The organism is Bacillus sp. FSL K6-1106 (genome assembly GCF_038005245.1).
Lineage (GTDB): Bacteria > Bacillota > Bacilli > Bacillales > Bacillaceae > Bacillus > Bacillus altitudinis.
Genome location: NZ_JBBOSV010000004.1, coordinates 32,652 through 59,457 on the forward strand (window position 1 = coordinate 32,652; position 26,806 = coordinate 59,457).

Consider the following 26,806-nt stretch of genomic DNA (forward strand, 5'->3'; position numbering starts at 1 on the left):
CATTCCTTATATATATGAGAGGACACCCCAAATCAGAAGAAAAATAAAAAACAGCATACCAGTGATTGGTATGCTGCAAATCATTTATTCGTTTAGCGGGCAATGATATGAAAGCCAGAATCAACATGAAGATTCTCACCTGTCATGCCGCGGGATAAATCACTGAATAAGAATAGTGCTGTATCGCCAACTTCTTCAGGAGTCGTTGTACGGCGAAGCGGTGCACGCTCTTCAATATCCTTCAGGATCGTATTAAAGCCGCTGATTCCTTTTGCAGATAACGTACGAATTGGACCAGCAGAAATGCTGTTCACACGGATGCCTTCCGCTCCAAGATCAGCTGCTAAGTATTTCACACTTGCTTCAAGGGCTGCTTTTGCTACACCCATGACATTGTAGTTAGAGACAACGCGCTCTCCGCCTAGGTAAGTAAGTGTGACAATGCTTCCGCCTTCTGTCATGAGCGGACGTGCTGCTTTTGCTACAGCTGTTAGTGAATAGGCACTAATGTTGTGCGCTAAAAGGAAACCTTCACGGTTCGTGTTCAAATATTCACCGACAAGCTCTTCTTTGTTCGCAAATGCAATCGCATGTGCAACACCATGGATGACTTGTACTTTTTCTTTAATCGTTGCAAAACATTTTTCGATTTCTTCATCACTTGTCACATCACAAGGAAGAATAATGGAATCATCACGCTCTAGCGTGCTTGCTAGCTCTTTCACTGATTCTGCCAGACGATCTCCAACATAAGTAAAAATCAAACGAGCTCCTGCTTCGTGAAGTGAACGAGCAATTCCCCAAGCGATGCTTCGTTTATTGGCAACACCCATCACCACAATATTACGGCCTTCTAAAGAAAAGTTCATATGTATTAAAGCCTCCTATTTTTTCAAGACATAGTATTAGTACCTGATCATAATCTTATCACAAATCATGAGATATTGACAATTTCCGCTGAAAGAAAGTTTTTATTTCAGAAAAAAGACCGCCCTCACAAGTGAAGACAGTCTTCTTTTTATGCTTTGACTCTGTTTTGCTGATAAGCAAAGTGGTTAGTCGGTCCGTGCCCAGCGCCAATATTCAGAGGAAATTTGATCGCCTCATGGACAAAGGTTTCTGCCGTTTCAAAGGCTTCCTTCATGGAACGACCTTTTGCTATTTCTGCCGTTAATGCCGCTGCAAATGTACAGCCTGTTCCGTGTGTATGTGGTGTATCAATATGTTCATTACTGAGTTCAAAAAAGCTTTTTCCATCGTACAAAAGATCTGTAATGAGGCCGTCTGAAGGGCTATGACCTCCTTTGATCACAACATAGGACGTGCCAAGCTCATAAAGTCGTTCTGCTGCTCTATGGCGATCGTCTTTTGTCTGAATGCGCATGCCTGTCAGCACTTCTGCCTCAGGGAGATTCGGTGTGACTGCATAACTGACAGGTAGTAACTGTGTTTTCATAGCAGAGACCGCATCTTCATTTAATAAAGAAGCGCCTCCTTTGGCAATCATGACTGGATCGACAATTAGTTTCAAGTCATATTGCTTCGTCTTTTCAGCAACGACACTGATCATGTCGGCACTCCACAGCATCCCTGTTTTAGCGGCATCTGGCAACAAGTCTTCTGCTACTGCATCAATTTGACTTTCGAGCGCCTCGATAGACAGTGGATAAATACCGTGAACACCAAGTGTGTTTTGAGCTGTAATGGCCGTAATGGCGGACATTCCGTACACACCAAGCTCCTGAAAGGTTTTCAAATCTGCTTGAATACCTGCTCCACCACCAGAATCAGTACCTGCGATGGTTAATGCTTTTTTAATCGTCATGTCATCTCACCCTCTCATTAGCCAATCCATTGATGATAAATCGTTCTCGCTTTCGCAATATCATTTGTCCCATGTACAAGTGCTCTGCCATCTTTGAATAAAACAAGCTTGTACTCATCCTTCTGACACGAAAGCAAATAAGGATTTTCCAGCACATCCATTCCTGCTTTCTTTAGCTGACGGGCTACTTCATGCAGCGCCGGGGGTGCCCCTAGTGCACTGCGAATTTGTACGGTATTTCGTCCACATAATACATCTGCTTTTGCTCTTTGATCATATGAAAGAAATGGATATGTCTTAAGACCGCAGCTTGGACATTGTTTCTTTTTTAAAGACGTAACGGATCGAATATCAGATCGCTCGTTTGTCCATAAATCAAACGATCTTAATACCGGAGTGATGTGGTTTCCTGTTAAAAATTTCAGTGCATCTGCCACTTGATAGGCTGCGACTTGCTGCACAACTGGGCTAATAATTCCTGCTGTATCACATGTCATGCCCTGTGCAGGTAAATGCTCAAGCAGGCAGTGTAAACACGGGGTTTCACCAGGAATCACTGTGAATTGAATACCGTAGCTTGCTACACAGGCTCCGTAAAGGAACGGAATTTGATGTTTGACGGCTGCATCGTTCGCAATCATTCTCACCTCAAAATTATCCGCTGCATCCACGATGATGGATGCCCCGCTGACGTACTCATCAATATTTTGAGCGGTCACGTCAATGACGATTCCTCTCACATGAACGTCACTGTTCACCTGCTTGAGTCTTTTCTCAGCAGCCACAGCCTTTGGCAGCCGATCAAGAACATCTTGTTCTGTGTATAGCTGCTGACGCTGCAGGTTGCTCCATTCAATATAATCTCTATCCAAAATGGTGACAGATCCTACGCCGGCACGGACGAGCATTTCAGCACTCGCTGTTCCAAGTGCCCCAGCCCCAATAATGACGGCCTTTGAGGCATGTAGCCGTTTTTGCCCTTCCTCTCCAATCGGCCTAAAAAGCTCTTGGCGTGAATAACGTGTGCTCAAAATGCTGGCATTCCTTCCTGCGGACTGCTGGCTGTTCCATAGTTTTTGAGTGGAATACGGCCTGCCTCGAACCCGAGTCTTCCAGATTCAATCGCCAGCTTCATCGCTTTAGCCATTTTCACAGGGTCCTTTGCGCCAGACACGGCTGTATTCAGTAATACAGCATCAGCGCCCAATTCCATCGCATAAGCAGCATCCTTCGGAGAACCAACACCCGCATCAATAATAACTGGCACCTTTGCCTGTTCGATAATAAACGATAGATTCAGAGGGTTTAAAAGCCCTTGACCTGATCCAATTGGAGAAGCACCTGGCATAATGGCATGGACACCAAGTTCTTCTAATTTCCTTGCCAACACCACATCATCTGACGTATATGGCAGCACGATAAAACCTTCTTCTAATAACATTTCAGATGCTTTTAACGTTTCGACTGGATCTGGCAGAAGAGACCTTGAACAGCCAATGACTTCTACTTTGATCATGTCACACAGTCCAGAAGCTTTCGCTAAACGGGCAATCCGCACCGCTTCTTCCGCTGTACTTGCCCCGGCAGTATTTGGCAGCAATGTATAGGCTGATAAATCGAGCTGCTCTAAAAAATTAGGCTGTGATGGTTCAAATATGTTCATTCTTCGCACAGCAAAGGTCAAAATTTCAGCTTCTGATACGTTGACCGCCTCTTTTTGAACTTCAAATGATGGATACTTTCCTGTCCCTAGTAATAGTCTTGATGTAAATGTTTTTCCGCCAATGCGCAGCATGGTGTCATCCTCCTCCTACAAAGTGAACGATTTCAATCGTGTCATTTGGTTGAATTTTTACCTGTTGAAAGGCTTCTTTATCTATAATTTCTTGGTTCTTTTCAACGATCACCACTCGGTTTTCAAGTTGATAGGCTGATAGCAGATCAAAAATCGTGCCATTTTCCTTATCGAAATCAACCATTCTTCCATTCAATTGAATTTTCATACGAACAATGCCTCCTTTCGCCCAATACGAAACGCATGAAGCCATTCCTTGTGAACAGACTCGCCTACTATCAAGCCGCGAATGATTTCCCCCGTAATTGGCGCAAGTAAAATGCCATTTCGGTAATGTCCCGTTGCAAAAAGAATACGCTCGTCTTCTGGATGTTTTCCGATATAGGGGTGCCGGTCGCTTGTCGCTGGCCGAAGACCTGCCCAGCATTGATCAATCGGCATCTCTCGAATAGAAGGCATGAGCTGAGATGCTTTGTGAATAACTGCTTCAATACCGCCAAGTGTCGGAACGACCTGCCAGTCATTCGGTATCATCGTTGCACCAATCACTAGCTTACCGCTATCCCTTTGAACGATATAACAATGATCATGATAGATGGTGTGTGCAAGCGCTGGACCGTTATTCCAAACAGACACACATTCTCCTTTTACAGGATAGAGAGAATGTGATAACCCCAGTTCTTCTAAAAAACGGCCTGACCATACACCACTTGCTACAGTCAGATGATCACATGTGAAGATGCCTTTGGCTGTACTGACTGTCAATGTTTCTTTTCCCCTCTTCACATCGATAACGGGGGTAAACTCCTTCACATCCGCTCCGTGCCGAACAGCCGCCTGCCAAAAAGCCCTGCATACCGCATATGGCTCGACATGTACATCATCTGCTATCAATCCTGCTCCTAAGATGTCATCTGCAATTTGAGGCATACGTTCTTTTACGCCGCTTGCTTCAAGCCATTCAAATGTGGGCAAATGCTGCATCCGGCAAAGCGCTCGTTTTTCTTGTTCTGTAAAAGCCACCTTCATAATCCCGCCCACTGATGTCCGAATATCAATGCCCGATTCATGCTGAAGGTCGACCGTTAATTTTTCATATAAAGCCTGACTTTGTCTGCCTACTTGAAAGAAAATATCTTCATCACCTTCTCCTTCAGCGTGAGCACCCAGCATGCCAGCAGCCGCACTCGTCGTTTGCTTCCCGATCTCATTTGCCTCAAATAAGACAATCTGCTTTCCTGCTTTTGCAAGGTGATAAGCGATCGACATCCCTATGATTCCACCACCAATGATTGCAACATCATAATGCTTGTTCATAAGGATTCTCCTTTCGCTTTTCAGAAAATGTTTGCGCCATTTTGCGCGGCTGAGGATGAGCAAAAATTCCCGACATGACGGCTATTCCCTTTAAATCAACATGCATCAATTCTGGCAGTCGTTCTGGTGTGATTCCACCAATGACAACGACTGGAATGGACAGCGAAGAAGTCATGTCTTCCACAATCTTTATGCCTCTCGCCTGAAGTCCGGGTTTGCATGCGGTATCATACACATGCCCAAACATGACATACTCTGCCCCGTTCTTCTCTGCTGCTTTGGCTTCTTCTATCGAATGAACCGATACCCCCGCATGGAGGTGAGGAAATTTTTGTCTTAATTCCTTTGGCGAAAAGCTGTGTCCTGGAAGATGAACCCGGTGAATATTGGTCAGCAGCGCAACGTCAACTCGGTCATTTATAATCAGCTTTTCTTTCGGAACACCTTCTGCTAGTAGTTGTTTCACGAGGTGAACCAGCTCACCTGCTGCCTTCGATCGTTCACGAATATGAATAAAGTCTACTTCAGACGCAATGTCTTTTATTTGCTTGATGAGCTCCCTGACAGGAAGCGTATCATTTGTCACTGCATGGAGTTCCATTTGCACCAACCCCATCTAAGCATGCTGTCTGCCACATTTCTTTTTCATACGCCATCTCCCAGAAATGGTATTCGTAATAGCTTGAAATCACGAAATTTTCTTTCATATTAGCCCGCACATGTTCTGGCGCTTTTTCTGCAAGTTCATCAAAACGGTTCACCTGTTCAAAAACAAGCTCTTTAAACCAATCCCCGCCATATGTCAAAATCCATTCTTGATAAATCGGATGGTCAGGTGTTGTTTGTTTCAGTTTTTCTCCTACCTCATAATAAAGCCAGTAGCACGGCAATAATGCGGCTAAAATTTCTTCAAAACGACCGCTTTTCACAGATCGGTACATATGCGAGGTATATGCATACGCAGTTGGAGAAGGTTTAAAGTTTGCCAGCGCTTCATCAGAGATTTGGAGCAGTTCTGTGAACTTTCTATGCAGTGATAGCTCTGCTTCATACGTACCCTGCGCATGATATGCCATTCTGCCTGTCGTATGTAAGTCCTCACTAATAGCGGCTCCATACGATTGTACTTTTGCAAAATGAGTTAAATAGTACGAATCCTGCATCACATAATAAGTGAAACGATCGAGTGAAAGTGTGCCATCACCAATCCCTTTCACAAAAGGGTGTGTAAAGCTCCCATTCCACCATCTAGCTGCTGCTTCTTTACATTCGTTCGAAAATGTCATGTTCCTCTCCTCCTGTTTTTCCATATAAAAAAACCACTTTCCGCGTGGAAAGTGGTTTGGAATTTGTAAAAAGCATAGTCAAACACCGCACCACTTCCCTACGCAGGTATGAACCTGTTCAGGTAATGAGGGTCTAAAAGTCTACACTTTTATCTCAGCCCTTTTAAAGGACTCCCCTAGTGGATCAAACATATATTGTTGTACCTCTATCTTAATCAGGATTTGTTCATCGGTCAAGGGTTCATTGCAACTCTAATTGGGCTCTAAGTCCTGCCACATACTCCCGGGAGCCAGACACAAGCACGCGGTCACCGCTTCTAAGCGTCGTATCCCCATGCGGTACTAAGCTGTCAATTCCTCTGAAAATACGGACAAACACCAAATCGCCGGTAAAAGGAAATTCCCTCAGCATGACATTATGATACCGATGATTGTTCATTTGAATTTGATACAAAGAAGAATCCTCATTTGTTAACAAGCGAATCGCATCAGGTGCTTCAATCAATGCCCTCAGCACCGTTTTAGATGATAAGAAGTTAGAAAAGGTATCGATCCCTGCTTCCTTTAAAGTCAGCTCAGCTTCCGCTTTGTTAACACTTGCAATGACTTGTTTAGACCCTTCTTCTTTTGCAAATAAAGCAATTTCCTTATTTTTCGTTTCACTGCCTGTAGCCACAACGAGCACATCCTCTTGCCCGATGCCAGCCTGCCTGAGCGTATCATCGTCATATTGTTCAATCGCTTCAACTTCAAAGATGGAGTCAGCAAGCAAGGCTTCTTTATTTTCCTGAAAGACGTGTAAAATACGGATGTCATATTCATCCTGATGCAAATCAAGCGTCACAGGTAACGTCAGCTGATTCGCTCCAATAAACGTCACACGCTTTTTATGATTGGTTTCACGTTCTTGTTTAAATAACGCCTTAAACCAAACAGGTGTTAAAACACTCGTGAGCACAGCGACTAGAATAAGGGCTCCTGACATTTTATGATCAATGACACCAAGCCGCTCACCAATCGTTGCAGCAGCAATAACTAGGGATAACGTCGAGGTTAATAAAAAACCAGAACCGATGACTTTTTTCATGTCATACCATTTTTTTAAATAAAGAATCGGAACGAGTTTACTAAGCAATAATGCGATAAACAGTAGCGGAATCATGATCATGATGGTTGGATCTTTAAAGAGTGACCATATATTCAGGTCCACACCGACCATCACAAAAAAGATCGGAATTAAAAATCCATAGCCAAACGAGTCCAGCTGCTGTACGAGCTCTTTATTAGGCGAAAGAAGAGACACAAGCACACCTGCTAAAAAAGCCCCAAGAATATTTTCAGCACCGAGTGATTCAGATAAGGCAACTAAGACTATAATGAGAGTAAAGATGGCTCTTGTCCCAATTTGCACCGTTCCTTTTGACATGGACTGAAAAATGGACTTTGTCTTAAATACCCGGCCAAATAAATAAAGAAGAATACCTGCCGCAAATAATAATAAGAGCAACCACATGTTCCCTGTTCCATCGCCATAAATGGAGGAAAACACAGCAAGTAAAATCATTGTCACCAAATCAGCAATGACGGCTACAAGCAAAATGATTTGACCAATATTCGTCTGCATCAACTTTTCCTCTTTTAAGGTAGGAACCACGACACCCAATGAGATGGTGGAAATAATAAGCGTCATTAAAAAGGCATTTTGAATAAATCCTGCAAGGACAAACGCATAAGACAGGATAAAGGACATACAAAATACGCCAACAAAAATAAAGGTCGCTGTTTTAAATGTATTCGGTTCTTTTAAACCATTTGGTAGTTCTCGCGCTTTCTTCTTTGATTCAAAAGAAGAAAAATCTATTTCAAGTCCACTTAAAAACATAAGAAAAATAAAACCTAGCATGGATAACGTATCTAGCCATGCGTCGTGTTCAACAACTAGTTGAAGACCGCTTTTTCCAATGATGAGCCCCATGATGATTTCAGCGACAACGACCGGGATGGTCAGCTTAAATCGGTGCAATAAAATGGGGGTGAAAAAGGCTACAATAATAACGACAACGAGTGATGAAACAGATGTATGCTCCATTGGCTAAAGCCTCCTAACATTCATGTTTAATTTTTAAGTTTTACGTTAAAGCATTGATTCTAACAATTGCGCAAATGAAATGAAAGCCATTCGTTATATTTTCTAAAATTCAAACTTCTTTATATCCGATCAATGGATGAAAAAATCAGGAGGAACCTTTATGAAATTCGATATCATCGGCGATATCCACGGCTGCTACGAAGAGCTGCTTACCCTCATACACAAACTAGGATACGAACTCAAACATGGACTACCTGTCCACCCTGATAAGAGAACACTGGCCCTTGTTGGTGATTTAACAGACCGCGGCCCTCGATCAGTTGCCGTCATGCAATTTGTCATACACGCCTATTCTAAGGGCGCAATCCGCTATGTGCCTGGTAACCATTGTTTTAAGCTGTATCGCTATTTGAAAGGAAATCCCGTAAAATTACTGCATGGCATTGAAACAACAGTGAATGAAATCAAAAACCTGCCGCATGATGAACAAACCATTTTATCACGTGAATTTAAACATTTATTTGAAAAGGCACCGCTTTATGATGTACTGATTCCGAATGAACTGATCATTGCACACGCAGCGATGAAGGAAAAGGATATTGGCAAAAAACCGAACAAACAGATGAGGTCTTATCTATTATTTGGAGCAGTCACCGGAGAAACATGGCCAGACGGTCGACCTGTCAGGAAGGACTGGGCAAAGGAATATCACGGAAAACCATGGATTGTGTACGGGCATACACCCGTAAAAGAACCAAGATTTATCGGTAGAACGGTTAACATTGATACAGGCTGCGTCTTTGGCCACAAGCTCTCTGCCCTTAGATATCCAGAGCTTGAGACAGTATCTGTTCCTTCATCTATGCCATATGACGATTCAAGATTTCAGCATTTCACGCAATAAAAAACCCGGTCCACCATTACAGGTGACCGGGTTTACTTGTTTACTGAAGCAATAATGTCATATCATCCGGCAAAGGAGCCGAAAAGGTCATGGACTCCCCTGTTATCGGATGCGGAAAAACAAGGGTTTCACTATGAAGTGCCTGCCTTCTTATTCTCTCGCTTGTTCCACCATATAGCGTATCTCCAACAAGCGGATGACCAAGGAATTGCATGTGAACACGAATTTGATGAGTTCTTCCCGTTTCAAGGGTAAGGGACACATCAGACATATCTAAATGAGTATGTACTGCCCGCACCGTATAATGTGTTACGGCTTCCTGACCAGATTCATCCACCATTCGTTCAATAATGCTGTCCCCTTTTCGAGCAATTTTTGCTCTAATTGTTCCTTCCTTTTGCGTGATCATGCCATGTGTAATGGCTCTATACGTTCGCTTGACTTCCCCTTTTTTCTGCGCCTTTGATAAAAGGCTGTGTGCAAAGCGATGTTTAGCGACTAACATGACACCAGAAGTATCACGATCAAGACGATTCACCAAGTGGACAGTCAGCCGAACGGACTGCTCAGCATAATGGTGAAGCACCCCATTTGCAATACTATGCTCAGGGTGCTCTCGAGAAGGAATCGATGGGATATACGGCTTTTTATTCAGCACAAGCACGTGCTCGTCCTCAAATAAAATATCAAGCGGAATGGCCGCAGGTTTTAGCCCTTCACTCACTTTTTCCTCGGGGAATAAAATGGTGAGCCTGTCTCCCTCGCGTAGCTCATATCTCACGGTCACATGCTCTCCATTAATCAGAAGGTCACCGCCATCAAATTTAATATCTGTCAGCATTCGTTTTGAAATGCCAAGATCGATTAAATAGTCCTTCAGCAGCCTGCCTTCTTCTTTGGCTGATATGGTTTTGTTTATCTTAAAGTATTCCAGCGAGAACAACCTCTTTCTTATTCTCCTTTGCCGATAAAGGAATCTTGCACCCTTTTCCAAAACGGAAATGGTCTAAATCGGGCAAACCGGACATTCTCGTCTGCCACTCGGCATTGAATGGATTTCACATCTTTATGCAGCAGCGACAAATGATCTATCGTCACCTGAAAATCCACATCATTAATCGGTTTGATCACACACGTATGGTGGTCGGGCAAAATGAGCGGCGAACCGACCGTTCTAAACACTCTGTTGTTGATTGAAGCCATTTCTGCCAGCTGGATCGCCCTAATGGATGGGTGAATAATAGCCCCGCCAAGTGCCTTATTATAGGCTGTACTGCCAGATGGTGTAGACAAACAAAGACCATCTCCTCTGAATGTTTCAAAAAGCTGACCCCTAATCTCAACATCTGCCACAAGTGTACCTTCCATACTTTTAATCGTACATTCATTCATTGCTAAATATTTTTCTTCCCGGCCCCCATCGTTGTACCTGACGATGACTTCAAGAATCGGATATTCCACAATATGATAAGGCGTTTTGGCAATGGCTAACACAAGCTTTTCTATTTCACTCGGGACCCAGTCCGCATAAAAACCAAGATGGCCTGTATGTACGCCGACAAAAGCGGTTTCGTTCAGACGGTTGCTATACCGGTGAAAAGCGTATAAAAGGGTTCCGTCTCCGCCAACTGTAATGACGAGATCGGGTTCCTCTTCATTTAATTCCATTCCAAAATCCAATAAGTAGGTCTGTATTTTATTTTTAAGTGTGTCAGATACAGAATTCCCTTTCGAAGAAACTGCAAATTTCATGAATTCTTCTCCTTTTCCACCTTGCTGCGACGAGAAAGCAGCATCATATTTGTTTAAGCTCAGGCTCAGCTATCGTTTTTCTTTTTCCGGGAAAAAGCCACTTGTGCTTCTTGAATTTCGCCTCTTATTTCAGACATCTCATCATCAAGAAGAGATGCTGCCTCAGAAGCTCTTTGAAGGCGCTGCTTGACCTTCTCCGGGATATTCCCGCTATATTTATAATTCAGAGAATGCTCGATGGTCGCCCAAAAATTCATGGCTAATGTACGGATTTGGATTTCGACGAGGAGCTGCTTCTCTCCATTGATCGTTTGTAGCGGATATAACACAACAAGGTGGTACGAGCGGTATCCGCTTTCTTTATGTTCTGCAATATAGTCGCGTTTATCTACAACCACGAAATCTTTTCGTGACTGGAGCATTTTCTTGACGACTTGTATATCTTCTACAAATTGGCACATAATGCGAAGCCCTGCAATATCCTGCATCGTTTCAATCTCATGCATCGGGATGTTTTTACGCTTTGCCTTTTCCAATATGCTGGCAACGGGTTTCACTCGGCCAGTGACAAATTCTACTGGTGAATGGTCATCCTCAAATTCATACAGTTTTCGAATGCCTTTTAGTTTCACTTTTAATTCTTCGACTGCTTGCTTATATGGTGCGAGGAATTGATCCCATTGTTTTTTGTCCATGAAACTTCCCCCAATTCCAAATACCTAATTATTTCAGAGGAATGTGCTCTTCACTTTCTCTTCCATATCTCCGTAATTGGCATTGTCTTTAATATTGTCGATTAAATAGTTTAATTCCTGATGAAGTTGAATGAGTTCTAGCGTTTGCTCTTCCGCCGCCAAATAGACAGGGATTTCACGATTCATTGCTTCTTTTAATGGAGTCCATGTATGTTCTCCTAAAATAAGATACGTAAAAGACTCCTCAGTCTCAAGTATGTAAACGAACGCAAAGTGATCAGAATCAACAAGCATTTGTCCTGATGCTTTTGCTTTTTGAATTTGCTCATCTGACTGGACCGTCAAGATCAGCCTGTCTTCTTTTAAAGTTGCTTCTGTGATTTCAATTCTGTTTTGCATCATGATCTCCTTTACAACAAAGTACAGCTTTATTTTATCATATCAAGTTCAATATTGATAAACCGAACTTTTTGAGAAAATTTGATTTCTCCATTTCGTTGTTCATTTTGCCTCATTTAACATCTATATACGTCTCTTTTTAAGGAATAAATAAGAAAAAAAGAAGCTTTTCATGTACAATAATCATATTTCCTCTAAATGAAAGGTTGATGTCAAAATGGCACAGGAAATTGAGATAGAACTAAAACAATTATTAATGAAAGAAGAATTTGAACAGCTAAAAGAATATTTTCAATTAAAGGACGAGGACTTCCACACTCAAACCAACTATTATTTTGATACACCTCAATTTGATATAAAATCCAAATTCGCTGCATTACGAATGAGAGAAAAAGGCGGACAGTGGGTCCTCACATTAAAGGAACCGCATGAGATCGGCCTTTTGGAAACTCACCAAACGATCGATCCTCCCGCAAGTCTTGAACATTTCCACCTGCCTGAAGGTGAAGTGGCAGACAGATTAGTACACCTTCACATTCAAAAGGATCAAATCGTGTATTTTGGTTCACTGGAAACGTCAAGAGCAGAAAAAATGATCAAAGAAGGCTTAATTGTTTTGGATCACAGCCGATATTTAACAGTAGAGGACTATGAACTTGAATTTGAAGTGAGCGATTTAGACATTGGACAAGCCGCTTTCACAGCATTGCTTCAGCAATTTCAGATCCCACCAAGACACACGAAAAACAAAGTCGTACGTTTTTATGAAGAAAAAATGAAAACAAAAGAATAGATGAATTCCTTGAAGGAGGAACATGATGAACGTCAATCAACTTCAATCCTTTATGCAGCTGCAAGCACTCAAAACGTTACAATCTGATAATGGACAAACACAACTCACAGCTGGACAAGAATCAAGCGCTGAGACTTCTTTCCAGTCGCTGTTGCAAGATTTTTTAGGCGGATCAGAATTATCTCGTCTCCCGCTTTCCATCTCTGCTTTCATGGGATCGGACCCATCAACGTCTCCGAACACGCAATATGCACGCATGAATCCATATTTATCTGCGATAGCGGGCAGTGAACAGCTTCAATCTCAGTCTCTTTATGCAAATGACAGCCAATTGAATACCGCAAATGGTATTGGAAACGTCTTAAATAACAGCTACACACCACCGCTTCAAAAAGCTGTTTCAGGCTCTTCATCAAAAGAGATTAATCAGATCGTCTCACAAATGGCTCAAAAGCACGGAGTTCCAGAAAAGCTGATCCACGCAGTGATCAAGCAAGAATCCGGTTATCGCACGAATGCTGTCAGCCATGCTGGTGCACTTGGACTGATGCAGCTTATGCCGTCTACTGCTAAATCACTTGGCGTGAACAATGCCTTTGATGCAGCCCAAAACATTGAAGGCGGAACGAAGTATTTAAAACAAATGCTGCAAAAATATAATGGAAATGTCTCACTTGCCTTAGCCGCTTATAACGCAGGCTCAGGGAATGTAGATAAGTACGGAGGCATTCCTCCATTTAAAGAAACACAAAATTATGTAAAGAAAATCACAGCTCAATATTTCGCCTAAACCGAAGAGAATAACCTCTTCGGTTTTTTGTATGTCGCTTTTCACCCTTTTTTGACTGAATGTGTTATGATATGGTCAATTGAACACGGACCCTGTCTCCCTCACTATTCCCAAAGGACCAAAGCGGTTTGTTTGTGGAATTGAGTAGAGGTTGTTAAAATAAGTATACAAGAATAGAAACAACAAAATAGAACAAACTGAATATCACTTTTGAAATACATGAAATTCGCAATAGGGTGAGCCATCCTATTAGCTACGAGTTAAAGGAGTAGTCAACATGGTACAATCGTTTAACGCACCTTACGAAGCGGTTGGAGAGGAACTTCTATCGCAACTTGTTGATACTTTTTATGAAAATGTAAAGTGTCATCCTTTGCTTCATCCTATTTTTCCGGATGACTTAAAAGAAACAGCAAGAAAACAAAAACAGTTCTTAACTCAATATTTAGGCGGACCGCCGCTTTATACTGAGGAGCATGGTCACCCAATGCTACGGGCGAGACATCTCCCTTTTCCGATTACTGAGGAGCGGGCGGACGCATGGCTTGAATGCATGGAGGATGCAATGGATCAAGTAGGACTAACCGGCGATATTCGTGACTTTTTATTTGAGCGGCTGTCTTTGACGGCTCGTCACATGGTCAACCAAATACCTGAAAAGGACGGACGATCTTGAGCTGCAATCCGCATGAGCAATATTTCTCACATTGTCACGGACATCCTCAAAAGCCGATTGAAATCTATGTATTCATTGATCCTCTCAGCCCGGACTGCTGGTTATTAGAGCCATCAATTAAAAAGTTAAAAATGAAATATGGCCGTTTCTTCACTTTACGAACGGTTACAAGTTCTAGTATTAATGCTTTGAACCGGAAACGAAAAAAACATTTACTAACCGAAGCGTGGGGGAAATTTGCCACGAAAACTCAGACCAAAAAAGAACAAATGCTGTCTGAACAAATTGTGACATCACCTTATCTCGCCTCTCTTGCATTAAAAGCAGCTGAACTTCAGGGCAGAAAATGCGGAATGAAATTTTTACGACTCATTCAAGAATCGCTTTTTTGCCATCAGCAGGACGTCACCAGTGAACAAGTCTTGCTAGAAAATGCAAAAACGGCTGGACTGGACATTGAAGAGTTCCAGCGAGATATCCATTCTCAAAGTGCTGTCAAAGCGCTCCAATGTGATATGAAAATCGCAGCTGAAATGGATGTGTCTGAGCTTCCCACTTTCGCCTTTTTTAATACGATAAATGGTGAAGAAGGATTAAAGATTTCAGGTGCATATTCTTATGATATTTACGAGGAAATTCTCTTTGAAATGATTGGCGAAAAACCAACACCTTCAGAACGACCGCCAATTGAATGGTTTATCGCTTACTTTCAATTTGCATCAGCAAAAGAAATTGCCGTTGTATATGACCTGACCCTTGAAGAAGTTGAACGCGAGATGAAAAAGCTCGCATTCGCTAAAAAGGTAGAACGTGTACAAGTACATCAAGAAATGTTTTGGCGTTATACAGAAGGAGACAATCATTCAGAACTTGATGTCTACCGCTGTGAGAATGAACATGGGTGCTGACCCATGTTTTTTTCTTCACTCCCAAAGGAACACTTGTTCTATTTATAAGTACGAAGAAACCGCGCCGGGATAAGCGCGGTTTCACTATGTCTTAACGACAACAAAGGGGATGGGAGAAATTTTTCACGGTCAAACAAAGGGGTAATGTTTGTATGTGATTAATTTCACATCTGTAGTATATCAAATTTTGTCGACTTATGACAACCGATATACTATATGTTCATATTTTTGTCACAAAACATAAGAGGACTGTCACTTTCATATAGTGAAAGTAACAAAAAAATGGGGGGATCTGCATGCGCAGCACAACCATTGGACTTGTTGCCATTGGCTTATGTTTCTGTTTAAATATATTAGGCTTAATGAAGATGCTGCCTCTTTACCTGACGTCTCCACTCCTATTCGCTTCCATTCTCTTTACACTCTATCGAATGAATCACCGGAAAACCTTCAAAGGTTTTAAAGCGTAATCATTGAATGTACAAACCTCGTTCATATAGATGAGGTCTAGCGTGTAGGCAAACCCTCGCATTCGGTGTCAGTCCTGCAAAGGTTTTCTATCACGCTAAAAAGAAGTCAAAGGGCTAAAATCAAGTTCATTTTAGCCCTTTGTCAACAATCTGGTCTTTTTTATTTCAAGAAAAAACTCCTGCCAAAAGGTGAGTTTGCACTCACACATCTGACAGAAGTCTTCTCGTTACTCACCAGTCTTTGAGATGAGCTCTTCCATTTCCTTTAATTTTTCTTCAAACAATTGACATGCTGCCTCAATTGGTTCTTTAGATGCCATATCTACACCAGCTTTTTTCAGCACGTTGATTGGATAGTCAGAGCTTCCTGCTTTAAGAAAGTCTGTATAGCGCTCCACCGCAGGTTTCCCTTCTTCTAAAATTTGTTTACTTAATGCCTGAGCCGCACTATAGCCTGTCGCATATTGATACACATAATAGTTGTAATAGAAATGCGGAATTCGCGTCCATTCTAATCCGATTTCCTTATCCACAACCATACCGTCGCCAAAATACTTCTTATTCAGGTCGTAATACAGGTTCGTCATAAACTCTGGCGTTAATGCCTCCCCTTCTTGCGCTTTCACATGAATCAGGTGCTCGAACTCTGCAAACATCGTTTGTCTGAATACCGTCCCTCTAAATCCTTCTAACAAGTGATTGAGCACATACAAGCGCTGCTTTTTGTCCTCTAAATGATTGAGTAAGTATTCACCTAGTAATGCTTCATTTGTTGTAGAAGCTACTTCCGCTACAAAAATGCTGTAGTTTCCGTACGGATATGGCTGATGCTTTCTTGTATAGTAGCTATGAACAGAGTGACCAAATTCATGAGCCAGTGTAAATAAATTATCAATATTATTTTGCCAGTTCATTAAGATATAAGGATTCGTACCATAGCTTCCAGAAGAATACGCACCGCTTCGTTTCCCTTTATTCTCATAAACGTCTACCCAGCGATTTTCGAGTCCCTCTTTTAATACCGAAACATATTCTTCTCCTAATGGCGCTAACCCTTTCAGCATATAATCCTTTGCTTCATCATATGTCAGCTTCATGCCAGCATCTTTTACTAATGGTGTATACAAGTCATAATTGTGCACTTCATCAAGCTTTAATACCTTTTTACGCAATTCAATGTAGCGGTGTAATAACGGTAAATATTGATGAACTGTATCAATTAGATTGTCATACACTTCTTCAGGAATACTGTTGCGTGATAACGCTGCTTCTCTTGCAGATTTGTAATGACGTACTTTCGCATAAAAATTATCCTTTTTAATCGAGCCGCTGAGTGTAGACGCCAAAGTATTCTTATATTGATCATACGTTTTATAAACGGCTTTAAAAGCATTCTTTCTCACTTCACGATCATCACTGTTTAAAAAGGTAATGAAGTTGCCATGAGTAATTTTCTTTTCTTCTCCATTTTCATCCTTAACAGAAGGGAACGAAATATCTGCATTATTAAACATACTAAACGTAGTGGATGATGTTGATAAAGGTTCAGAGGCTTCAGCTAATAAAGCTTCTTGCTCCTCACTTAAAATATGCGGACGCTCTTTGTTAATTTCTTCGAGAGCGTGAGAATAAAGTTTTAATTCTTCTTTTTCCAAAATAAATTGCTGCAGCTTATCTTCTTGAATAGATAAAATTTCCGGAACAATATAGGCAGATGTACTAGACAGCTGTGTAAATAAATTGGATGCTTTATCATTTAAAGCCTGAAATGATGAATTTGTTGTATCTTCATCGTATTTCATGTGCGCATATGTATAAAGCTTGCCAAGCTTTTCAGAAAGTTGATCCTGAAATGTTAGGGCTTCATACAAGACATCAGCAGAATGGGCCAGCTTGCCTTTAAATTGGGCGAGCTTCGGAATTTCTTTTTTTACAGCTTCGAATTCCTTATTCCAAGAATCGACACTTTCAAAAATATCTTCAAGGCGCCATTTGTTTTCTTCTTTTACTTCGCTTCTGTCTGGTAAATGATTGTTGTTATTTTGTGAAGTCATATGAATCCCCCTTGCATGAGTTGTGTTGAACCAACCTTTAGGAAAGTGAAAGAAATTGGTGTTGTATTTATCTTCTTTGTTTTGAACTATATTTGTCAAATCATATGCAGAAATAAATACCAAACAAACTAAAAAAATGAGAAAAAAGCGTTTCTTTCTATTCAATAGCAGCACCACCTTTTTCTTATCATGATCAAAGTGGGCATGAAACATGCTAATGAAATAAGAAAGCATCTCGTTTTATCGCTTCATCTGCTGTTTGTATAGGCTTTTGATTCGACGTTACTTGATAATTACCCTCTTTCGTCATGTATAAAAACCCTAGATTCACAAGCGCCCGTACATATGAAATGATCACCCCTTTGATTTCTTCTATTGTGACATTGGTATATCGGAGCTTCACTTCTTTATTCTGGACACATCGCTTAATTTCTTTTAAAAGTAGATGAATGGTCACTTGTTCTTTTCCCTTTCTAACCATCCAATCATAAAGACATCCTTGCCACACATAAACAGGGCTTGAAAAGATATATGCTTCTGTCAGGGGGATAAATAATTCTGTCGGTAGAAATGGCCATGCTGTTTGATGATGCTCATAAAAAATGGTTCTTAAACGCTTGCTTTCATTTGCTAAAATGCGGGGTGGCCGCTCCCTAAATTGCCGAATACACTTGAGCCACTCTTTATACAATTGATGATTGTTCGAGGAAACAGATAAGAGTGCTGGTAGTTGGCGATAAGCTGAAGGCGGTCTAACGGTCATTGAGGCACATATTTTCGTTGGCTGAAACACGAGAAGTTGATCCAGGTGGATGAATCTATTTTGGATCGGACAATAAAAAATGAGTCTCCTATTCTTTGACTGCCTTAAAATTCCCCAATGAATGGAGGAGAATGAAAAGAGCTGGCCAGCCATTCGTTTTAAACGATTCGCCCCTATGATCCATATAGGATAGAGCCCCGCAGCATGGAGACCTTCCGTTCGTTTATGTAGCTCTTTCCACGAAATATTTGCACATTGAAATTCGATGGCATAGCTTTTATTTTCTATAGCAACGGTCACATCAGGGCGCTGCTGAATGTTTGAAACATATTTCTCTAGTAACGGCTCATATCCAAGCTGCGTGAGCCAATCCTTAAGAGCCATTTTCCCTGTCTGATGATAAACTGTTTCACCGGTGGACGCTAATGGACATGCCGAGAGCTGTTTATGTGCAAAATGATGGACACGATGCTCACCTAGCTTTAATAGAACCTCCTGCCTACATTCAGGACAGTAAAATTTGCACGTAGCTCTTACATGCTCTAGCCGCCTTTTAGTCAGATGTTGTGTGATGCGAATCAACTTGCCATTCTCCATGATCGCTGCATTCATATATTTCGCCCCTTGCTCTTTGATGACCGTATTATAGCTTTTTCTCTCATCAGGAAGCGAATATCGAAAATGAACTTTTATCGTATCAAAACACGATTTTAACCTACTTTCCCTTAGTAAAATAAAAAATCCCCCTTTTAGAAAAGGGGGAAAATACAATTTTTATAAAAGTGGTGATAATAATCTTGCTGTTGATTCAAACAGCCTCACCCTCAAAGGTCTCTTCGCAAATTCTTCTGGAACAATTTCATGTGACTGCTCTAAATCACCTAAGAAATCGTTGACCAGCTTCTCTGTGCTTTTTGTTTTATAGAGGAAAGCATTCACTTCAAAGTTCAGATGAAAACTTCTCATATCCATATTTGCTGTACCAATTGATGCTAGCTCACTATCCACAATGATAAACTTGCTATGCATAAAGCCTTGATCATATTCGTATACCTTCGCACCTGCTTCTAAAAGTTCGGGGAAGTATGAACGGGACGCATGAAATACGATGCGTTTATCTGGATTTTTCGGCGCAATGATTCTCACATCGACTCCGCTCAACGCAGCAATTTTCAGTGCGGACAAAATATCATCATCAGGTACAAAATAAGGTGAAGCAATCCAAATTGATTTTTTGGCGGAGATAATCATGGAGAAAAAAAGATTTTTAATGACTTCCCACTGTTTATCAGGACCACCCGCAATCATTTGTACGCCTTCTGCTCGACTCTCCATATGGCTGAAATCTTTAAAATAATCCACACCCGAGCACCTTTCGTTGGTCATGTAATACCAATCCTGCATAAAAATCTGCTGCAAATCACGAACGGCCTCACCTTTAATCATCAGGTGTGTATCACGCCAAAATCCATATTGTCTGCTTCTACCCATATATTCGTCCCCAATGTTAAGTCCTCCGACAAATCCTACTTCTCCATCAATCACCACGATTTTCCGGTGATTTCGGAAATTGATTTTATTATTTAATAAGGGCAGTCTCACTGGTAAAAACGGAACGATCTGCACGCCAGCCTTTTCTAAGTCACCAATATATTGACGGGATAGTTTTAGGCTGCCTACATCATCATATAAAAAGCGGACAATCACACCACTTTTTGCTTTCTCGATTAAAATGTCCTTTAATTCTTGTCCCAGATCATCATGACGGAGAATATAATATTCTAGATGAATGTGATGTGTTGCTTTTTTGATCTCTTCAAAAATATGCGAGAACGTTTCTTCTCCATTGGTCAGAACTTTAGAGGATGTGCGATACGTAATAGGGGTATGTCCAAGTCTGTGGGCCAGCTTAAATAAGAGCTGCTGATGGTCACCCATATGAGTCATTTTTTCAATTGCTTCTCTGTGGATACGTTCATCTTCCTGGACAAGCTGTTCATCCAGTACCGCTTTCTTTTCAAAAAGTCTGCGCTTTTTAATATTGCGTCCAAAGAAAATATAAAACAAAAACCCGAAAAGCGGAAAGCTCCCAAGCAGCACAAGCCACGTAATCGTTTGAGAGGGATTTCTGTTTTCTAAGAAAATGACAAACCCGATGAAGATAATCGATAAAGTGAATAGAACACTGACGGAACTTAATACACTTACCGCTAGATCACCGGCAAAAATTTGGATAATCAAATAAGCACCTATCGTAATGATAAGAAAAAATAGAACTTTGACTACATTTCTCATTTCATTTTCTCCTTGCCGATCACTTTATTTACTTTTTCATTCAGATAAAAAAGTCGATTCCTCTATAGAAATCGACTTTTGGTTGTTACGAGAAGTGCTGTTGAATCGTTTCAAGCGCATTCTCTTTGACAATCAGCTGACCGTATTCTTGCAGTCTGTAGATGCTGACCACTGATTCATGAGCATATTCAAGCAGAATACTAAGCTTATTCTCCACCTGCTCATCTGACAAATCCTCGTGGAAGTCAACATATAGATAATAACGGTTTTCAAACGAATATAAACTTGTCGTAAAATCCTGCATATTTAATTGAGAAAGTGCAATCAAATCTTCAAAATCATCCATTTTCAATACGAACTGAAGTTGAAGTTTTTTGTCCTTCTCATTATGATCTTCTTGATCTTGCTCTTCTTTATGAAAATCATCAAGCAGAGCATCTAAACTTTCTTCATCTGTTTGATCTTTTTTATCTTCTGGAATCGGCAATTCGAGCTTTTGTCCATCTTTAGAAAGTTGGGCTTTTGTCACGACAATTTCAAGACCTTTATCAAGTGCCTGTACTTGAATCCAAAGTGGTCCCTCTACTGCAAATTCTTCTTCTTCGTGCACTTCGTCCATCACTTCCCAGAACAGCTCTTCACTGCGCTCACGATTATACCAAATCTCTTCACGGTCAAAACCGCGATCTTCAATATCACCGTAGGAAATATAAAATTTGACTGTATGTTCATTTATTCTTTCGATTTCCATTTTGCCAACCTTCCCTTCTATATAAGATGTTGAAGGGACATACAAGCTCCCAATTAATAGTACTTTACTACACTTTACCCGTTCCGTCTACATGTTAACCATTTAAAGAAATGAGGTATTGCTGTGTACTGTCTATTTTATGATAAAACATGAATAAAAGAAATAAAAACGCATTTTTTGCAGAGAAAACTTGCAGAAACATATATTTGAATTGTCCTCATATATTGGTTGTACGAGCTATTTTAGTGAAATGAGGTGAACTGGATGGAAACAGAGTGGATCGTATCCTTACTGATGATTATTGGCATAGACCTCATATTAGGCGGAGATAATGCATTAATCATTGCGATGGCCAGTCGAAGCTTATCAAATGAAAAACGAAACAAAGCCATATGGATCGGCACACTTTTGGCAGTGCTGATGAGAATCACCATGACTGGTGCTGCCGTTTATTTATTGACCATCCCCTATTTGCAATTTATCGGCGGTCTCTTTCTCCTTTATATAGGATACAATTTGTTAATTGAACAAAAGAAAGAATCCATTCGGATTAAAAGCAGCGGCTCCCTTTGGCGTGCTGTTCAGACCATCGTGATTGCAGATCTTTTTATGTCACTTGATAATGTGATTGCTGTTGCAGGGGCAGCTAAAGGGAACATGGTGCTCACTGCCTTTGGCTTAATGATTTCAGTTCCGATTATTATTTGGGGGAGTAAGCTGATTCATGCAGCACTAACCAAGTTTCCGATTCTTTTATACGGAGGGAGTGCCCTTTTAGCTTTTACTGGCGGAGAAATGATTGTCCGTGATGTAAAACTGAATGAATTTATGGCGCAGCATACAACACTTGAATTGTTGCTTCCTTTTTTAACCGTCGCAACCGTTATTTTAGCCAGTCTCTTTTACGAACAAACGGCTGAAAATAAATAAAAAAAGCTGCCAAATGATCGGCAGCTTTTCGTGTTGTCTATTAGTTAGCGAGTCGCTGAGCTTCTCGAAGTTGGAATGTACGAACCGTTCTAGGAAGGAAACGTCTAATTTCATCTTCGTTGTACCCAACTTGCAGTCTTTTTTCATCCAAAATAATTGGACGTCTTAGAAGACCAGGGTGCTCATTGATTAGTTTATACAATTGTTGAAGCGGCATTGTCTCAACATTTACATTTAGTTTTTGGAATACTTTAGAACGTGTTGAGATAATTTCATCTGTACCATCTTCCGTCATACGAAGAATCTCTTTGATTTCATCGATTGAAAGAGGCTCAGAAAAGATATTTCTCTCTTGGTATGGAATATTGTGCTCTTCTAACCACGCTCTTGCTTTTCTACATGATGTACAGCTTGGTGATGTGTATAATGTTACCATAAATCTTCACTCCTCAATTTGTAGAATGAATATTGATCTGTATTCTTAAATTAAAATTGTTCTAAATAAGTAATCTTTATAGTGATTATACTATAAAAAAGTAAGTGTGAACAGATTTTCTTGCAATTTTTGTGACAAAAACTAGACAATTTCATTCTTTTTGTGCTGATGTTTGAAGTCTGAACATTCTCATTTAGTCGAGATGATCGAAAATATTTTTTTGTTTTCTATTTTCAATGAGTTTCAGCACATCATCAACATCCTCATACGATTGTCCATACCATTCTTCGTCTTTATACGTATGGATTCTTTCGTACGTCTTTCTCATGGCCTCCATCATTTCTTCCTCATTATCTGTACGAGGCGACCAATAAAGAATTTCCATGCGGTTCACTTCATTCGTTGCAAGTGACCTGCGTTTATAACCAATTGATTCAGCATGCTTGAAGTGCTCTCTCTGATAAAACTTTAGGCGTTTTGCAGTATCTGCATCATCTTCATCTACAGGCTCGACCTCAAGCAAGATCGGTTTTCTTTTTTCCTTCAGCTTATGAATGAGCTTTGAGCCGAGGCCTTCACCTCTTGCATCCTTGGAAACAAATAAATAATCAATAAAGATGAAAGAATCAAATTCAGCGTACATCATCACATGATGAGGCCCTTCTTCTTTATGATAAATATCACTTCTTTCCTTTAATAAAGCTTCCATATGCTCTTTTGACTTCATTTCTTCTATCGGGAAGTATTCACTGAGCTTTTCATACCAATTCATGGATCCGCTCCTTATGATGTAGTTAAGAACCACTTCCTTATCTATTCCCGATTTCCTGCTATTTAAACGCCTGTACTAGTAAGACGCAGCAATGCCATTGGTGGTTTCACTTTTTTTCAAGAGAAAGCAAAAAAGTTTTATATCGAACGATTCATGAGCATTTGAAAGCAAGCAAACAAAAGAAGTGTCATGGCGATCTGAAACATGATGAAATAAAGGTACTTCATACGCCGGACTTCTTCCTTCTGTTCATTCGTGCGCCGATACAGAGCAAATTCAACCGAAAACGAAATGATGCAAATGAGCACTAAAAATACGATCATCCACTTTCCCCCGTTTGGTTTCGATAAAAAAGATATTGAAAAAAGCATCGTGACGATAAAAAAGTGAAGACATGAATAGCGAAACGTCTTCCATAACAACATTTGATTTCCTCCTGGTTTACTCATTTTACATAAAAATTACCATCAACTTGTTTTTTTGTAAAATAAAAAAAGAAGCACTGATATCGCAGTGCTTCTTCTCTGTTCTTATTGTTTTGCTTTGATCTCTTTGAATTCTTCCTCAGTACAGCTGACAAAGTGACCCGGCTTAACTTCACGAAATTCCGTATTTGTTCCTTTATGAACAGATGGATCGTATTTAATCCGTTTGCGGTTACGCTCATAATCAGGATCTGGAAGCGGAATCGCAGATAGTAATGATTTTGTATATGGATGAAGCGGGTTTTCATATAATTCATTCGCTGGTGCCAGCTCAACCAATTTCCCAAAATACATCACACCGATACGATCGCTAATATATTTCACCATGGAAAGGTCATGGGCAATGAATAAATACGTTAAGCCCTTTTCTTCTTGCAGTTCTTTCATTAAGTTAACGACCTGCGCTTGGATCGACACATCTAGTGCAGAGATTGGCTCATCGGCAATGATGAAATCCGGCTCAACAGCTAACGCACGAGCAATCCCAATACGCTGCCTTTGACCGCCTGAAAATTCATGCGGGTATCTATTCGCATGCTCTTTATTCAAGCCAACCGTTTCAAGCAATTGATACACACGGTCTTTACGTGCTTGCTTTGTTTTCGCAAGGCCATGAATGTCAATCCCTTCTGCAATGATATCAAGCACTGTCATTCTAGGGTTAAGTGAAGCATATGGGTCTTGGAAAATCATCTGCATTTGGCGGTTAAATTCAAGCATTTTTTGTCTTGATTTCTTTCCGTGTACGCTTTCTCCCTTATAGAGAACTTCGCCATCTGTCGCATCATAAAGTCTTATGATCGAACGGCCAGTTGTCGACTTTCCACATCCAGATTCACCTACAAGTCCAAGTGTTTCACCTTTATAAATATCAAATGAGACACCATCAACTGCTTTTACAGTTCCTCTTGCTGTATGGAAATGCTGCTTTAAATTTTTAATTTCTAACAGTTTTTCTGCCATGCTATTCACCCTCTTTTACTAATACAGGTTTTTCGTAGCTACCTTCTAGTTCACGCATTCTCGCCTTTACGGAAGCAGGCGGTTCAACTTTAGGGGCATTCGGATGAAGTAGCCATGATTTCACATAATGCGTATCTGATACTTTGAACATTGGTGGTTCTTGTTCAAAGTCAATTTTCATTGCATAATCGCTCCGGAGTGCAAATGCATCTCCTTTCGGCGGGTTTGTTAAATCTGGTGGTGTTCCTGGAATCGCCGTTAGTTTCCCTTCAGCTCCTCCATCAGTGTCTAGGCTTGGCATAGATGCTAAAAGTCCCCATGTATATGGATGTTTCGGATTGTAGAAAATTTCATCAACAGTCCCTGTCTCCACAATCTGTCCAGCATACATAACGGCTACACGATCAGCAACATTGGCCACAACACCTAAATCATGGGTAATAAAGATAATAGATGTTTCGACTTTTTGCTGAATTTCTTTCATTAATTCTAAGATTTGCGCCTGAATGGTTACATCAAGTGCAGTCGTTGGCTCATCAGCAATCAATAGCTTTGGATCAGCTGCAAGTGCCATCGCGATGACAACCCTTTGTCTCATCCCGCCACTAAATTCATGCGGATATTGTTTGATTCTTTTTTCAGGCATTGGAATCCCAACAAGCTCTAAAAGTTCAATAGCTCTTTTTTCAGCCGCTTCTTTTGAGATTTGTTCATGCTTGAAAAGTACTTCTGTAATTTGTTTCCCGACCTTCATGGTTGGGTTCAAAGAAGTCATCGGATCTTGGAAGATCATCGAAATGTCTTTTCCTCGAATGGTTTGCATTTGCTTTTCCGTTTTCTTGACAATATCCTGCCCATCAAATAAAATCTCTCCGCGCTTGAAATAACCTGGCGGCATCGGGATTAATCTCATGATGGCCTGTGATGTTACACTTTTTCCAGAACCAGATTCACCTACAATAGCAAGTGTCTCGCCTTTATTTAAGTGGAAGTTCACACCACGAATGGCTTGAACCTCTCCACCATATGTTTTAAATGAGATTGCAAGGTCTTTCACCTCTAGAATACGTTCACGTTCCATCCTAATCACTCCTTATTTACGCAACTTCGGATCTAAAGCGTCTCTTAGTCCGTCTCCAACCACGTTAAAACCAAACATTGTAATACAGATAAATGCGGCTGGGAACCATAATCTCCATGGATAATATGTCATGGCCGGAATTCCATCAGAAGCCATTGTTCCCCAGCTAGCCAATGGAGCCGGTACACCAAGCCCTAGATAGCTTAAGAATGCTTCTGTGAAAATAGCAGAAGGAATCGTTAATGTCATTGTGACAAGAATGGGTCCCATTGAGTTTGGAATCAAGTGTTTAAATAAAAGTCTAGATGTTTTTGCACCTAATGTTTGTGCTGCAAGAACGTATTCTTGGCTCTTTAATTGTAAAACTTGTCCCCTAACGATACGTGCCATGTTAATCCAGCCTACGACTGTCATAGCAAGGATAATCGTTAATAATCCTTTTGGCAGAACCACCATCATTAAAATAACCATTAATAGTGTTGGAATTGCCCATAAAACGTCTGCGATACGCATCATGACTTCATCTGTACGGCCGCCTTTGAATGCAGCAATACTTCCCCAGATGATCCCGATGATC

Annotated in this window: 31 protein-coding genes and 1 riboswitch; of the genes, 8 read left to right on the plus strand and 23 right to left on the minus strand. The window is 40.8% G+C overall.

What is annotated here, in order from left to right; translation table 11 throughout:
* Positions 1-92 precede the first annotated feature (92 nt).
* From fabI to MHI20_RS18890, 9 genes are all read right to left on the minus strand, one after another.
* The gene (fabI, locus tag MHI20_RS18850) at positions 93-869 is read right to left on the minus strand and encodes an enoyl-ACP reductase FabI (protein ID WP_003211867.1); all 777 of its coding nucleotides are present in this window, start codon (positions 867-869) and stop codon (positions 93-95) included.
* Between the two features lie 149 nt (positions 870-1,018).
* On the minus strand, positions 1,019-1,825 hold the full coding sequence (thiD, locus tag MHI20_RS18855; protein WP_024720133.1) for a bifunctional hydroxymethylpyrimidine kinase/phosphomethylpyrimidine kinase: 807 nt from the start codon (positions 1,823-1,825) through the stop codon (positions 1,019-1,021).
* A gap of 17 nt (positions 1,826-1,842) precedes the next feature.
* Positions 1,843-2,856, minus strand: coding sequence for a thiazole biosynthesis adenylyltransferase ThiF (locus MHI20_RS18860; protein ID WP_340940616.1), 1,014 nt, complete (start codon positions 2,854-2,856; stop codon positions 1,843-1,845).
* On the minus strand, positions 2,853-3,620 hold the full coding sequence (locus MHI20_RS18865; protein WP_007498979.1) for a thiazole synthase: 768 nt from the start codon (positions 3,618-3,620) through the stop codon (positions 2,853-2,855). Before MHI20_RS18865 ends, MHI20_RS18860 begins: the two co-directional genes overlap by 4 nt.
* Positions 3,621-3,624: 4 nt before the next feature.
* Positions 3,625-3,828, minus strand: a complete 204-nt coding sequence (gene thiS, locus MHI20_RS18870; protein WP_017367025.1) for a sulfur carrier protein ThiS — start codon at positions 3,826-3,828, stop codon at positions 3,625-3,627.
* A complete protein-coding gene (gene thiO, locus MHI20_RS18875; protein ID WP_340940623.1) occupies positions 3,825-4,937 on the minus strand; it encodes a glycine oxidase ThiO in 1,113 nt (370 codons plus the stop codon). The genes thiS and thiO overlap by 4 nt, the downstream gene beginning before the upstream one ends.
* Positions 4,921-5,538 carry a thiazole tautomerase TenI gene (gene tenI / locus MHI20_RS18880; protein ID WP_138278395.1) on the minus strand — a complete coding sequence of 206 codons (618 nt, stop codon included), beginning with the start codon at positions 5,536-5,538 and terminating at the stop codon, positions 4,921-4,923. The genes thiO and tenI overlap by 17 nt, the downstream gene beginning before the upstream one ends.
* On the minus strand, positions 5,513-6,223 hold the full coding sequence (gene tenA, locus MHI20_RS18885) for a thiaminase II (RefSeq protein ID WP_017367022.1): 711 nt from the start codon (positions 6,221-6,223) through the stop codon (positions 5,513-5,515). The genes tenI and tenA overlap by 26 nt, the downstream gene beginning before the upstream one ends.
* Before the next feature lie 78 nt (positions 6,224-6,301).
* A riboswitch (TPP riboswitch) is annotated at positions 6,302-6,411 on the minus strand.
* Between the two features lie 53 nt (positions 6,412-6,464).
* Positions 6,465-8,312: a monovalent cation:proton antiporter family protein gene (locus MHI20_RS18890; RefSeq protein WP_340940630.1), complete on the minus strand. Its 1,848-nt coding sequence runs from the start codon at positions 8,310-8,312 to the stop codon at positions 6,465-6,467.
* A 160-nt stretch (positions 8,313-8,472) separates the two neighbouring features.
* On the opposite strand from MHI20_RS18890, the gene prpE reads away from it, so the two are divergent.
* Positions 8,473-9,216 carry a bis(5'-nucleosyl)-tetraphosphatase PrpE gene (prpE, locus tag MHI20_RS18895; protein WP_017359667.1) on the plus strand — a complete coding sequence of 248 codons (744 nt, stop codon included), beginning with the start codon at positions 8,473-8,475 and terminating at the stop codon, positions 9,214-9,216.
* A gap of 40 nt (positions 9,217-9,256) precedes the next feature.
* On the opposite strand, the gene MHI20_RS18900 is transcribed toward prpE, so the two are convergent.
* The 4 genes from MHI20_RS18900 to MHI20_RS18915 form a co-directional block, all read right to left on the minus strand.
* Positions 9,257-10,150, minus strand: a complete 894-nt coding sequence (locus MHI20_RS18900) for an RluA family pseudouridine synthase (RefSeq protein WP_340940670.1) — start codon at positions 10,148-10,150, stop codon at positions 9,257-9,259.
* Positions 10,151-10,167: 17 nt separating this feature from the next.
* Positions 10,168-10,968 (minus strand): NAD kinase, encoded by an 801-nt coding sequence (locus MHI20_RS18905; protein WP_008355343.1) that lies wholly within the window; start codon positions 10,966-10,968, stop codon positions 10,168-10,170.
* 65 nt (positions 10,969-11,033) lie between these two features.
* Entirely contained in the window at positions 11,034-11,663 is a 630-nt protein-coding gene (locus MHI20_RS18910; protein ID WP_008348457.1) for a GTP pyrophosphokinase, read from the minus strand.
* Positions 11,664-11,696: 33 nt separating this feature from the next.
* A complete protein-coding gene (locus tag MHI20_RS18915) occupies positions 11,697-12,062 on the minus strand; it encodes a UPF0738 family protein (RefSeq protein WP_340940637.1) in 366 nt (121 codons plus the stop codon).
* A gap of 217 nt (positions 12,063-12,279) precedes the next feature.
* On the opposite strand from MHI20_RS18915, the gene MHI20_RS18920 reads away from it, so the two are divergent.
* From MHI20_RS18920 to MHI20_RS19255, 6 genes are all read left to right on the plus strand, one after another.
* Positions 12,280-12,855 carry a CYTH domain-containing protein gene (locus MHI20_RS18920; RefSeq protein WP_007498999.1) on the plus strand — a complete coding sequence of 192 codons (576 nt, stop codon included), beginning with the start codon at positions 12,280-12,282 and terminating at the stop codon, positions 12,853-12,855.
* Between the two features lie 25 nt (positions 12,856-12,880).
* On the plus strand, positions 12,881-13,645 hold the full coding sequence (locus MHI20_RS18925; protein ID WP_008348461.1) for a lytic transglycosylase domain-containing protein: 765 nt from the start codon (positions 12,881-12,883) through the stop codon (positions 13,643-13,645).
* A 277-nt stretch (positions 13,646-13,922) separates the two neighbouring features.
* A complete protein-coding gene (locus tag MHI20_RS18930) occupies positions 13,923-14,321 on the plus strand; it encodes a globin domain-containing protein (protein ID WP_007499001.1) in 399 nt (132 codons plus the stop codon).
* On the plus strand, positions 14,318-15,229 hold the full coding sequence (locus MHI20_RS18935; RefSeq protein ID WP_100324885.1) for a ClpXP adapter SpxH family protein: 912 nt from the start codon (positions 14,318-14,320) through the stop codon (positions 15,227-15,229). Before MHI20_RS18930 ends, MHI20_RS18935 begins: the two co-directional genes overlap by 4 nt.
* Before the next feature lie 296 nt (positions 15,230-15,525).
* Positions 15,526-15,699, plus strand: a complete 174-nt coding sequence (locus tag MHI20_RS18940; protein WP_008348466.1) for a hypothetical protein — start codon at positions 15,526-15,528, stop codon at positions 15,697-15,699.
* Between the two features lie 65 nt (positions 15,700-15,764).
* Entirely contained in the window at positions 15,765-15,944 is a 180-nt protein-coding gene (locus MHI20_RS19255; protein ID WP_414642614.1) for a hypothetical protein, read from the plus strand.
* Here MHI20_RS19255 and pepF read toward each other — a convergent pair.
* From pepF to mecA, 4 genes are all read right to left on the minus strand, one after another.
* Positions 15,927-17,753 carry an oligoendopeptidase F gene (pepF, locus tag MHI20_RS18945; protein ID WP_282706805.1) on the minus strand — a complete coding sequence of 609 codons (1,827 nt, stop codon included), beginning with the start codon at positions 17,751-17,753 and terminating at the stop codon, positions 15,927-15,929. The genes MHI20_RS19255 and pepF overlap by 18 nt on opposite strands.
* Positions 17,754-17,967: 214 nt before the next feature.
* Positions 17,968-19,128 (minus strand): competence protein CoiA, encoded by a 1,161-nt coding sequence (locus MHI20_RS18950; protein ID WP_340940648.1) that lies wholly within the window; start codon positions 19,126-19,128, stop codon positions 17,968-17,970.
* 162 nt (positions 19,129-19,290) lie between these two features.
* A complete protein-coding gene (gene cls / locus MHI20_RS18955; protein ID WP_203144245.1) occupies positions 19,291-20,811 on the minus strand; it encodes a cardiolipin synthase in 1,521 nt (506 codons plus the stop codon).
* 85 nt (positions 20,812-20,896) lie between these two features.
* Complete coding sequence (gene mecA / locus MHI20_RS18960; RefSeq protein WP_008348474.1) at positions 20,897-21,562, minus strand: adaptor protein MecA; 666 nt, start codon at positions 21,560-21,562, stop codon at positions 20,897-20,899.
* Positions 21,563-21,826: 264 nt separating this feature from the next.
* On the opposite strand from mecA, the gene MHI20_RS18965 reads away from it, so the two are divergent.
* On the plus strand, positions 21,827-22,492 hold the full coding sequence (locus tag MHI20_RS18965) for a TerC family protein (RefSeq protein WP_007499010.1): 666 nt from the start codon (positions 21,827-21,829) through the stop codon (positions 22,490-22,492).
* Between the two features lie 40 nt (positions 22,493-22,532).
* Here the strand turns inward: MHI20_RS18965 and spxA are convergent, their stop codons facing one another.
* The 6 genes from spxA to MHI20_RS18995 all read right to left on the minus strand — a co-directional run.
* On the minus strand, positions 22,533-22,928 hold the full coding sequence (gene spxA / locus MHI20_RS18970) for a transcriptional regulator SpxA (RefSeq protein WP_003211421.1): 396 nt from the start codon (positions 22,926-22,928) through the stop codon (positions 22,533-22,535).
* Between the two features lie 193 nt (positions 22,929-23,121).
* The gene (locus MHI20_RS18975; RefSeq protein WP_144678922.1) at positions 23,122-23,700 is read right to left on the minus strand and encodes a GNAT family N-acetyltransferase; all 579 of its coding nucleotides are present in this window, start codon (positions 23,698-23,700) and stop codon (positions 23,122-23,124) included.
* A 137-nt stretch (positions 23,701-23,837) separates the two neighbouring features.
* Positions 23,838-24,125, minus strand: coding sequence for a hypothetical protein (locus MHI20_RS18980; RefSeq protein ID WP_340940660.1), 288 nt, complete (start codon positions 24,123-24,125; stop codon positions 23,838-23,840).
* A 105-nt stretch (positions 24,126-24,230) separates the two neighbouring features.
* Positions 24,231-25,148, minus strand: a complete 918-nt coding sequence (locus MHI20_RS18985) for an ABC transporter ATP-binding protein (protein WP_024720064.1) — start codon at positions 25,146-25,148, stop codon at positions 24,231-24,233.
* A gap of 1 nt (position 25,149) precedes the next feature.
* Positions 25,150-26,229 (minus strand): ABC transporter ATP-binding protein, encoded by a 1,080-nt coding sequence (locus tag MHI20_RS18990; RefSeq protein ID WP_007499018.1) that lies wholly within the window; start codon positions 26,227-26,229, stop codon positions 25,150-25,152.
* A 12-nt stretch (positions 26,230-26,241) separates the two neighbouring features.
* Positions 26,242-26,806 (minus strand): ABC transporter permease (locus MHI20_RS18995; RefSeq protein ID WP_340940666.1); only part of this gene is annotated, 565 nt, incomplete at its 5' end.

Excerpts from the sequence above, each read along its gene's own strand:
- fabI (WP_003211867.1), bottom strand. The coding sequence starts at position 869 with ATGAACTTTTCTTTAGAAGGCCGTAATATTGTGGTGATGGGTGTTGCC.
- thiD (WP_024720133.1), bottom strand. The coding sequence starts at position 1,825 with ATGACGATTAAAAAAGCATTAACCATCGCAGGTACTGATTCTGGTGGT.
- MHI20_RS18865 (WP_007498979.1), bottom strand. The coding sequence starts at position 3,620 with ATGCTGCGCATTGGCGGAAAAACATTTACATCAAGACTATTACTAGGG.
- thiS (WP_017367025.1), bottom strand. The coding sequence starts at position 3,828 with ATGAAAATTCAATTGAATGGAAGAATGGTTGATTTCGATAAGGAAAAT.
- thiO (WP_340940623.1), bottom strand. The coding sequence starts at position 4,937 with ATGAACAAGCATTATGATGTTGCAATCATTGGTGGTGGAATCATAGGG.
- tenI (WP_138278395.1), bottom strand. The coding sequence starts at position 5,538 with ATGGAACTCCATGCAGTGACAAATGATACGCTTCCTGTCAGGGAGCTC.
- tenA (WP_017367022.1), bottom strand. The coding sequence starts at position 6,223 with ATGACATTTTCGAACGAATGTAAAGAAGCAGCAGCTAGATGGTGGAAT.
- MHI20_RS18890 (WP_340940630.1), bottom strand. The coding sequence starts at position 8,312 with ATGGAGCATACATCTGTTTCATCACTCGTTGTCGTTATTATTGTAGCC.
- prpE (WP_017359667.1), top strand. The coding sequence starts at position 8,473 with ATGAAATTCGATATCATCGGCGATATCCACGGCTGCTACGAAGAGCTG.
- MHI20_RS18905 (WP_008355343.1), bottom strand. The coding sequence starts at position 10,968 with ATGAAATTTGCAGTTTCTTCGAAAGGGAATTCTGTATCTGACACACTT.
- MHI20_RS18910 (WP_008348457.1), bottom strand. The coding sequence starts at position 11,663 with ATGGACAAAAAACAATGGGATCAATTCCTCGCACCATATAAGCAAGCA.
- MHI20_RS18915 (WP_340940637.1), bottom strand. The coding sequence starts at position 12,062 with ATGCAAAACAGAATTGAAATCACAGAAGCAACTTTAAAAGAAGACAGG.
- MHI20_RS18920 (WP_007498999.1), top strand. The coding sequence starts at position 12,280 with ATGGCACAGGAAATTGAGATAGAACTAAAACAATTATTAATGAAAGAA.
- MHI20_RS18925 (WP_008348461.1), top strand. The coding sequence starts at position 12,881 with ATGAACGTCAATCAACTTCAATCCTTTATGCAGCTGCAAGCACTCAAA.
- MHI20_RS18930 (WP_007499001.1), top strand. The coding sequence starts at position 13,923 with ATGGTACAATCGTTTAACGCACCTTACGAAGCGGTTGGAGAGGAACTT.
- MHI20_RS18940 (WP_008348466.1), top strand. The coding sequence starts at position 15,526 with ATGCGCAGCACAACCATTGGACTTGTTGCCATTGGCTTATGTTTCTGT.
- pepF (WP_282706805.1), bottom strand. The coding sequence starts at position 17,753 with ATGACTTCACAAAATAACAACAATCATTTACCAGACAGAAGCGAAGTA.
- MHI20_RS18950 (WP_340940648.1), bottom strand. The coding sequence starts at position 19,128 with ATGAATGCAGCGATCATGGAGAATGGCAAGTTGATTCGCATCACACAA.
- cls (WP_203144245.1), bottom strand. The coding sequence starts at position 20,811 with ATGAGAAATGTAGTCAAAGTTCTATTTTTTCTTATCATTACGATAGGT.
- mecA (WP_008348474.1), bottom strand. The coding sequence starts at position 21,562 with ATGGAAATCGAAAGAATAAATGAACATACAGTCAAATTTTATATTTCC.
- MHI20_RS18965 (WP_007499010.1), top strand. The coding sequence starts at position 21,827 with ATGGAAACAGAGTGGATCGTATCCTTACTGATGATTATTGGCATAGAC.
- spxA (WP_003211421.1), bottom strand. The coding sequence starts at position 22,928 with ATGGTAACATTATACACATCACCAAGCTGTACATCATGTAGAAAAGCA.
- MHI20_RS18975 (WP_144678922.1), bottom strand. The coding sequence starts at position 23,700 with ATGAATTGGTATGAAAAGCTCAGTGAATACTTCCCGATAGAAGAAATG.
- MHI20_RS18980 (WP_340940660.1), bottom strand. The coding sequence starts at position 24,125 with ATGTTGTTATGGAAGACGTTTCGCTATTCATGTCTTCACTTTTTTATC.
- MHI20_RS18985 (WP_024720064.1), bottom strand. The coding sequence starts at position 25,148 with ATGGCAGAAAAACTGTTAGAAATTAAAAATTTAAAGCAGCATTTCCAT.
- MHI20_RS18990 (WP_007499018.1), bottom strand. The coding sequence starts at position 26,229 with ATGGAACGTGAACGTATTCTAGAGGTGAAAGACCTTGCAATCTCATTT.